Annotated in this window: 7 protein-coding genes; 6 read left to right on the top strand and 1 reads right to left on the bottom strand. The window is 58.6% G+C overall.

Features of this window, described 5'->3' with window-relative positions:
• Window positions 1–184 precede the first annotated feature (184 nt).
• Window positions 185–715, bottom strand: a complete 531-nt coding sequence (locus QPM17_RS23085; RefSeq protein WP_285394097.1) for a winged helix DNA-binding protein — start codon at window positions 713–715, stop codon at window positions 185–187.
• Between the two features lie 208 nt (window positions 716–923).
• Here QPM17_RS23085 and QPM17_RS23080 point away from each other — a divergent pair, with 208 nt between their 5' ends.
• The 6 genes from QPM17_RS23080 to QPM17_RS23055 all read left to right on the top strand — a co-directional run.
• On the top strand, window positions 924–2807 hold the full coding sequence (locus tag QPM17_RS23080; protein ID WP_285394096.1) for an ABC transporter ATP-binding protein: 1884 nt from the start codon (window positions 924–926) through the stop codon (window positions 2805–2807).
• Window positions 2804–4327, top strand: a complete 1524-nt coding sequence (locus QPM17_RS23075) for an ABC transporter substrate-binding protein (protein WP_285394095.1) — start codon at window positions 2804–2806, stop codon at window positions 4325–4327. The genes QPM17_RS23080 and QPM17_RS23075 overlap by 4 nt, the downstream gene beginning before the upstream one ends.
• 62 nt (window positions 4328–4389) lie before the next feature.
• On the top strand, window positions 4390–5313 hold the full coding sequence (locus QPM17_RS23070) for an ABC transporter permease (RefSeq protein WP_285394094.1): 924 nt from the start codon (window positions 4390–4392) through the stop codon (window positions 5311–5313).
• Between the two features lie 5 nt (window positions 5314–5318).
• Window positions 5319–6170, top strand: coding sequence for an ABC transporter permease (locus QPM17_RS23065; protein ID WP_285394099.1), 852 nt, complete (start codon window positions 5319–5321; stop codon window positions 6168–6170).
• Window positions 6167–7924 carry a M14 family metallopeptidase gene (locus QPM17_RS23060; protein ID WP_285394093.1) on the top strand — a complete coding sequence of 586 codons (1758 nt, stop codon included), beginning with the start codon at window positions 6167–6169 and terminating at the stop codon, window positions 7922–7924. Before QPM17_RS23065 ends, QPM17_RS23060 begins: the two co-directional genes overlap by 4 nt.
• Window positions 7925–7978: 54 nt before the next feature.
• Window positions 7979–8119, top strand: a 141-nt coding sequence (locus tag QPM17_RS23055; protein ID WP_285394098.1) for a LamB/YcsF family protein, incomplete at its 3' end; no start/stop codon positions are given.

Here is an 8119-nt window from a genome sequence, read left to right as displayed (position 1 = left end):
AATCGACCCAGCTGTCCGACGAGCGGCCCTCGGGGCAGCCCAGGAAATCGCCGTAGAAGCGGCGCGCCTCGTCGATGTCACGAACCTGTACGGCCAGATGGAAGGGATCTTTCACAAGCATTTGAAATGCCTCCAAATTTAAAAATAGCGACCTGTCGCTACACCCAGGTGCAATCGTAGCGCATCACAGCGAAGCAGCCGCTCGTGCCGCCTGGTCATAGAGACCCGACATCGCGCGAAGCATGCCTGCTAGCCTGCTCATTTCCAAGCGTTCGATACCCATTGACGACAGGGAGTCGACGAGACATGCCTCTCGTATCTCAGCATAGCGACTACAGGCTTCTTGTCCCTCGCTCGTGGTGCGGAAGAAGGTCTCCTTGCCTTGTTTTTCTCCATTGACCAAATGCAGCTTAGCCAATTTCTTTAGCGCGTAAGTGACCGTATGCGTGTCTTCGACGTTGAGTACCAGGCAGATGTCCGACTGGCGCTTGGCCCTCTTGCGGTGATTAACGCTATGCAAAACCAGTATATCCAGGGAATTTAGCTCGGAATATCCGGTGGCTGTCATGCAGCGCACCATCCAGCGATGAAAAGCGTGACCTGAAATGATCATGCCGAATTCGAGCTCCGACAGCTCCTGAGCGCTATGTGAGAGATGCTCTGAGGAGACGATCGGGCCGTGAGCGTGTGGTTGCGTTATCTTCGAGTCTGTCATTAACAAGCTGCCCTATTGTTTTGATGTGGCCGGAGCATGCGTGTTCCAAGGGCGCCATGGCAAGCAGGGCGTTGGGTACCGCCAACAGCTTTTTTCGAGTCGAAGCAAGAACATTGCCAAGCGTGGTGACGGTTGCGCAAGGTTGACATGATCATAGTGTGAATATAGTTTCTTCGTAAATTACATAAAAAATATAGGTAAAGTCTCTGTGAGCCATTCCCCTCTATTGGACGTCGAGTCCCTTCACGTCGCCTTCGGCCGCAACGAAGTCGTCAAGAACCTCTCCTTCAGCGTCCAGGCGGGGGAGACGCTCGCTATCGTCGGTGAGTCCGGCTCCGGCAAGTCAGTTACTTCACTGGCGATCATGCGCTTAGTGGAGTATCAGCATGCCTCGATCACCAAAGGCTGCATCCGATTCCAGCGTCCGGATGGCATCACCTGCCTAGACCTGACCCAGCTCACCGATCGCGAGATGCGGCGCATCCGCGGTAAAGAGATCTCGATGATCTTTCAGGAGCCGATGACCTCGCTGAATCCGGTCTACACCATTGGCGACCAGATTGCTGAGGTGCTGGCACTGCATGAGCAGCATGACCGGTCTTCTGCGCGACAGGAGGCCATACGGCTATTGAAACTGGTGCGCTTGGCCGATGCCGAATCCTTACTCAAGCGTTATCCACATCAGCTCTCCGGCGGGATGCGTCAGCGCGTGATGATTGCCATGGCCCTGGCTTGCAAGCCAAGAATCTTGGTGGCAGACGAACCGACCACGGCACTGGATGTGACGATTCAGGCACAGATCCTGGCCATTATTCGCGATCTGCAGAAGGAACTGGGGATGGCGGTGATCTTCATTACCCACGACATGGGTGTTGTGGCTGAAGTCGCCGATCACGTAGTGGTCATGAGGGAGGGGGAAAAGATCGAAGAGGCCCCGGTAAAAGAGATCTTCGCCAACCCCAGGGAGCCCTATACTAAGGCACTGCTCTCAGCAGTACCTAAGCTTGGCAGTATGCAAGGCCATCGCCTGCCTCGGATCGAACCCTTGATTGTCTTCGATGGCAGCGAAGCTCGCAGGGTCGGCGAGTCCAGGGAACAGAATACTGTCCAGCAGGACGCATCGCCGATTGTGCGGATCAACAACCTGGTTACTCGCTTCGACATCCGCAAGGGGTTCTTCGGTGGCGTCAGTCATCGTGTTCACGCCGTCGAGCACGTCAGCCTGGACATTTACCCCGGTGAGACGCTCGCGCTGGTAGGCGAGTCCGGGTCGGGCAAGTCGACTATTGGCCGTAGCATCCAATTGCTTCAGGAAAGTACCAGCGGCGACATCCTCTTCTCCGGTAAGCCGGTAGCGCAGATGAGTCGCATCGAGAAGATGCGTTTGCGCCAGGAAGTGCAGTACATTTTTCAGGATCCTTTCGCCTCTCTCGATCCGCGCAAGAGCGTTGGCTTCTCGATTGCAGAGCCCATCCATACCCATGGCCTGCTCAGCGGCAGGCGCAATGTCCAGCGCCGCGTCAGCGAACTGCTCGAGCGAGTAGGCCTGAAGCCGGAGCATGCTGAGCGTTACCCACATGAGTTTTCCGGCGGCCAGCGCCAGCGTATCTGCATCGCCAGGGCGCTGGCGTCGCGCCCCAAGCTGATCATTGCCGATGAGGCGCTGTCGGCGCTGGACGTATCAATCCAGGCTCAGATCATCCACCTAATGATGACGCTGCAGCGAGAAGAAGGGCTGGCCTATCTGTTCATCAGTCACGACATGGCCGTCGTAGAGAAGATGAGCCACCGAGTGGCAGTGTTGCACCTGGGTCAAGTCGTCGAGCTGGGACCTAGGCAGCGCGTGTTCGACGCCCCCCAGCATGCGTATACCCGTAAGCTGCTGGCAGCCGTGCCGGTGGCCGACCCTGCACAGCGCCATAAGCATGTGCTACTGGAGGGTGAAATCCCGAGTCCCATTAGGAAGGTGGGGGACGAGCCGAGTATCCATCCTTTGATCGAAGTCCACCCTGGCCATTTCGTTTCTCGCGAGGCGAGTCACAACCACAGTCCAATCGCTGTGAACAATAACATTCAGGAGACAGGAACATGAAGAACAAGAGAGCGTTGGCCAAAGCACTGGCAGCGGCATCGGCCCTGTCGGTTTCCGCCGTGTCTCAGGCCGGGTCTTTGACGGTCGCAACCCCCCAGGATCCCGGCAGTTGGGATCCTATCGATACTTTTTTGGTGAACTGGGCTTCGCTTGCCACCAATGTATTTGATGGGCTTACTTATCGTGGGCCGGACCTGGAGCTGGTGCCCGGTTTGGCCACTCGTTGGGAAGAGCTGGATGACGGCACGCGCCTTCGCTTCGAGCTGCGAGAAGGCGTGACCTTCCACAACGGCGAGCCTTTTGATGCCGAAGCGGTCAAATTCACTTTCGAGCGCCTGCTTGGTGAAGAGGGGGCGAAGGGACCCCAGCGCTCCAACTATACGGCGATCGAGAGCGTCGAGGTCATCGACGACCATACTGTCGATTTCCATCTGAGCGAGCCCGACCCGGTACTGCTGACCAAGCTGGCTGGGTATGGTGCCATGATCGTGCCGCCGGGCTACATCCAGGAACATGGTGACGAGCACTTCAACAGCAATCCGGTAGGTACCGGCCCCTTCAAGATAGTCGACTATCGCCCGCGCGAAGATGTACGTCTGGAAGCATTCGCCGAACATTGGGGCGGCGCTCCCAAGCTTGACAGCGTCACCTATCGCTTCATCTCCGAACCTTCCACGGCCGTTGCCGAGCTGCAGTCGGGACGTGTCGATATCGTCATTCCGCCGACGATCCCCATCGGCATGATCGATACCATCAACAATCACGACGGTATCCGGGTCGTGAGCGTGCCTTCGCCCACGGTGGAGGCAATTCGTTTCAATACTCAGTCCGGCATCACGGCCGATGAGAAAGTGCGCCAGGCCATGATCATGGCGGTGGATCGCCAGGCAATCATCGACTCCATTCTGGCTGGTGAAGGGAAGGTGATCGCCAGCTTTCAGAGTGCCCAATCATTCGGTCACGATCCCGAGCTAGAGCCGTACCCTCACGATCCTGAGCGTGCGCGTCAATTGCTCGACGAAGCCGGTGTCGAGCCAGGGGCCAACGTCCAGATCGATGTGCGCGGCAACGATGCCACCTTCGGTGAGGTTGCCCAGGTCGTGGCAGCTTATCTCCAAGGGGTAGGCATCAACGCATCGATCCAGCCCTACGAAACCAATGTGCTGCTCAACGATATCATCCCGGCGGGGCGTACCGGGGAGATGTTCCAGCAGAAGTGGGGCGGCTGGACCTTCGATTACGACAACACCGCCTATTTGATGTACCACACCGGTGAGCGCTGGAACCCTTACGACAGTGACGAAGAACTCGATCGCATGCTCAACGCGCAGCGCGGTATCACCGATCGCGCCGAGCGCGAAGCCATGCTGCAGGAGATCGCTCGCTATACACAGGAGAGGGCGCTGGAAATGCCGCTGTACAGCCTCAACGCTCTCTATGGCGTCAGCGATCGGGTCCAGGGCTTCGAGCCTGCTCCCGACAATCGTCTGCGTCTGACCGACGTCAGCGTCTCGGAGTAAGGCCCCGTTATCGGTCGCCTCCCCGGGGGGGCGGCCGCCGGCTATCACCAAGGGAGCCAGCCGTGGCAAAGTTCCTGTTCTACCGCTTACTCCAGGCCGTTTTCGTTGTCCTGGCGGTCACTTTGATCGTCTCGTTCGCCATTCGCCTCACAGGTGACCCCGCCGTCATGCTGGCTCAAGGCGCGGGGAGCATCACCGAGGCCGATCTAGAGCGCATCCGCGAAGCGCTAGGACTCAACCAGCCGTTCATCGCTCAATACCTCGATTTTCTTCGCGGTTTGCTAGTGGGCGACCTGGGGCGCAGTTTCATGGGCGGCACCCAAGTCAGCGACCTGGTCGGACGCGCCCTGCCGGCGACCCTCGCCCTGGCATTCGCTTCACTATTCGTTTCCATCGCGGTCTCCATTCCCTTGGGCATCAAGGCCGCGGTATCGAGGGGGCGCTGGCCTGACCAACTGATCCGCGTGTTGTCGCTGATAGGGCTCTCCTTTCCAAACTTCTGGCTAGCCATCATGTTAGTGCTGCTTTTTTCCATCACCTTCAACCTGCTGCCGCCCAGCGGTATGGAGGGCTGGTCCAGCTTCGTCATGCCGGCGGCTACCATGGGCATCATCCTGACGGCCACCAACGTCCGGCTGGTGAGAACTACCATGCTTGACACTCTGCGTTCCCAATACGTCATGGTGGCCAGGGCCAAGGGACTATCCAATACGGTGGTGCTCTACAAGCATGCACTGCGCAATTGTTCGATTCCGTTGATCACCTACTTTGGCTTGCAGTTCGGCGGCCTATTGGGAGGCATCGTGGTCGTGGAGCGGGTCTTCAACTGGCCGGGACTTGGCACGCTTGCTTTCGAGGCCGTGGCAGCGCGCGACTACCCGGTGTTGCAAGGCGTGATCACCGTGCTTTCGTTACTGATCATCACTATCAACCTTCTGGTGGACATCGCCTACGGGTTGGTCGACCCGCGTGTGCGTAAGGACTAAGCGTGATGCTGTCTCTCAATTTCCCGTCCCTGCGGCGTTTCAAGAACTTCGAGTTCATCCTGGGTATCCTGCTGGTGGGAGGAATCGCTGCCGCCATCCTGCTGTCCGGCTGGCTGTTTCCCGGTGGTGGCAGCGATATCAATCTCGCCATGCGCCTATTGCCACCCATGGCCGAATCGGCGTATCCGTTAGGTACTGATCCGCTGGGGCGTGACTTGCTGGCCCGGGTGGTCATAGGCGGCGAGATATCTCTCAAGGTAGGGGTTTATTCTGCCTTGGGGGCGGTCATGATAGGCATCGTCATGGGGCTCGTTTCAGGCTACTACGGCGGCATCATCGATATGCTGGTCATGCGCTTCGCCGACGTGCAACTGGCGCTACCCTTCATCCTGCTGGCGATTACCTTCATTGCGGTGATAGGTGGTGGTCTGACCAATATGATCATTTTATTGATCATATCCCAATGGGTGCAGTATGCGCGGCTGGTGCGGGGATCCGTGCTGTCGCTCAAGGACCGCGAGTTCATCCTGTCGGCTCAAGCCATTGGGGTGCGCGATGTGCGCATTCTATTCCAGCACTTGCTACCCAATCTTATCGGTCCTGTTATCGTGCTGATGACACTCAACGTGGCCAACAACATTCTGCTGGAAAGCAGCCTGACGTTTCTTGGCCTGGGCGTCGATCCCTCTGTTCCGAGCTGGGGCGGCATGCTGGCCGAAGGCCGTACCTATCTGCAGACGGCGTGGTGGGTCAGCGTATTCCCCGGTCTTGCAATACTGCTAACTGTGCTGGGTCTCAACCTGCTGGGCGACTGGCTGCGTGATACCCTCGATCCTACCGGGAGGACATCGTTGTGAGGCAGACCCTGCTAGAGCAAACCTTCCAGCGCAGCGTCGATGCCCTGGTGGCCGAGTATAGCGACCCCAAGGCCTGCGGTGGCTCGCTCGAGGCATGGGTGTTCGACGACCTGGCGGCTCGTCGTGGCGCCGAACAAGAACTGGCCCGCCGAGGCGTCCGGGCACGCTTCCGTAGCGCTTACAAGCCGCTGGTGCACTTTTTTCTCGAGGAGGTCGGTGATCAGCGACCGACAGCAGCGACGATACGTTATCCGTCGCCGACAGTATCGCCGCGCCGCTTTCTTATTGAAGCCTATCCCTTGGCCGGCTTGCTGGGCGACGAAGTCACTTTGACCTGGGAGCCGGTAGCGGTTGAAGCGGCCACGACTCGTTACTTCTACGAAGTGCACCTGACCGGTGCCGATGGCGTCGTGGAGAAGCACAGCGTTGCAGCACCCAACCGCTGGCATTGCGATTATGTCGATACTCTCCAGTTGTCGCCTTGCGGTTGGGTAAGATGGTGCTCGGCCGCCGGTGAGCATTACGACGAACCGCTGCGCACCGACTACGAACAGCTGTTTGAATCAGTCATGGAGGCGGTCACGGGGAGCGAATGGCCGGGCGAACAGCCTTTCTTCGAGGAACTGAATCTTAGGGTCGTTCTGCCTGGTCGAGATGCGTCATTGCCGTACGCTGAGGAGCACATCAGTCTGGCGGAGGGGCTGCACGAGGATCTCTACTTCTCGTTGCTTGAGTATTTTCAACATCGCGCCGGGCTGTCGCTGGGCGATCGCTCGGGGCAGCCCGGGCAGATCGTGCCGGAGATACTGACGCGTCCAGATGCTTCACCCAGCGCCATCGTTACACTGCAATGCCTGCATGTCTCGTCGGTTCCGGCATCTCCCGACGTGTCCCTGGACAGGGCCGACCGACCGTTGAGCGAATCCCAGATCAGTGCTCTGCTCGAAGCGCTGGGTCAGCGAACCCTGCGCTCTCTCACTCGTAGCGGGCGCCCGGTAGTGGCGCGGTATCGTCCCGGAAGCGACAGGGCCGTCCTGATCAGTGCCGCTCAGCATGCCAACGAAACCTCCGGCATCGTGGGGGCTCTGCGGGCAGCCGCTGAACTGGACGAGCTCGCGCATGCCCACTTCGTCATCTCCCCGTTGGAGAATCCGGACGGCTACCATCTTCGCCAGCGCCTGGCCGTAGAACAACCTAGGCATATGCACCACGCCGCCCGTTACACCGCGTTCGGTAACGACCTGCAGGCGCAACCGCTCGCCAGCGGTTTCGAGCACACCATTCGCGAGCGGGCCATCGAGTGCAGCGATGCCGGGCTACATGTGAACCTGCATGGCTACCCCGCCCATGAGTGGACTCGCCCATTGACCGGCTACGTTCCGCGCGGCTTCGAGATGTGGACGATCCCCAAGGGCTTCTTCCTGATCGTCCGCTACCGTGAAGGTTGGCAGCAACAGGCACAGCGGCTACTTGAGGCGGTCATTCAGGATTTGGCGAACATCCCTGAACTGGTCGCGTTCAACCAACGCCAGATCGTGACCTTCGAGGCGCATGCAGGTGAGCTTGATTTCCCCATCATGCACAACATTCCCTACCTGTTGATGCAGGATGACGCCCAGTTGACGCCACTGATGCTCATCACCGAATATCCCGATGAGACAGTATATGACGAGGCCTTCATACTCGCCCATGAAGCACAGCGGGCAACGGTCATCAGCGCCTACACTCATTATCAACGGCTCGAGCCAACCTGAGCGTGTTCATACGCTAGGCAGCGCTTTCCACCATTGAATGAGTTAGGTGACACAATGCTTCAAGCAACTTTGCCATTACTCAACTGCGACATGGGCGAGAGCTTCGGCAACTGGTCGCTGGGCATGGATGACGACGTCATGCCTTACGTCGATTGTGCCAACATCGCGTGTGGTTACCACGCCTCCGATCCCCAT

The sequence above is a fragment of the Marinobacter azerbaijanicus genome, from assembly GCF_030250645.1.
Classification (GTDB): domain Bacteria; phylum Pseudomonadota; class Gammaproteobacteria; order Pseudomonadales; family Oleiphilaceae; genus Marinobacter; species Marinobacter azerbaijanicus.
This window is presented reverse-complemented; position numbering and strand designations above follow the sequence as displayed.

Bases quoted from the DNA above. Each gene is read 5' to 3' on its own strand.
- QPM17_RS23075 (WP_285394095.1), top strand. From the start codon at position 2,804: ATGAAGAACAAGAGAGCGTTGGCCAAAGCACTGGCAGCGGCATCGGCC.
- QPM17_RS23065 (WP_285394099.1), top strand. From the start codon at position 5,319: ATGCTGTCTCTCAATTTCCCGTCCCTGCGGCGTTTCAAGAACTTCGAG.
- QPM17_RS23085 (WP_285394097.1), bottom strand. From the start codon at position 715: ATGACAGACTCGAAGATAACGCAACCACACGCTCACGGCCCGATCGTC.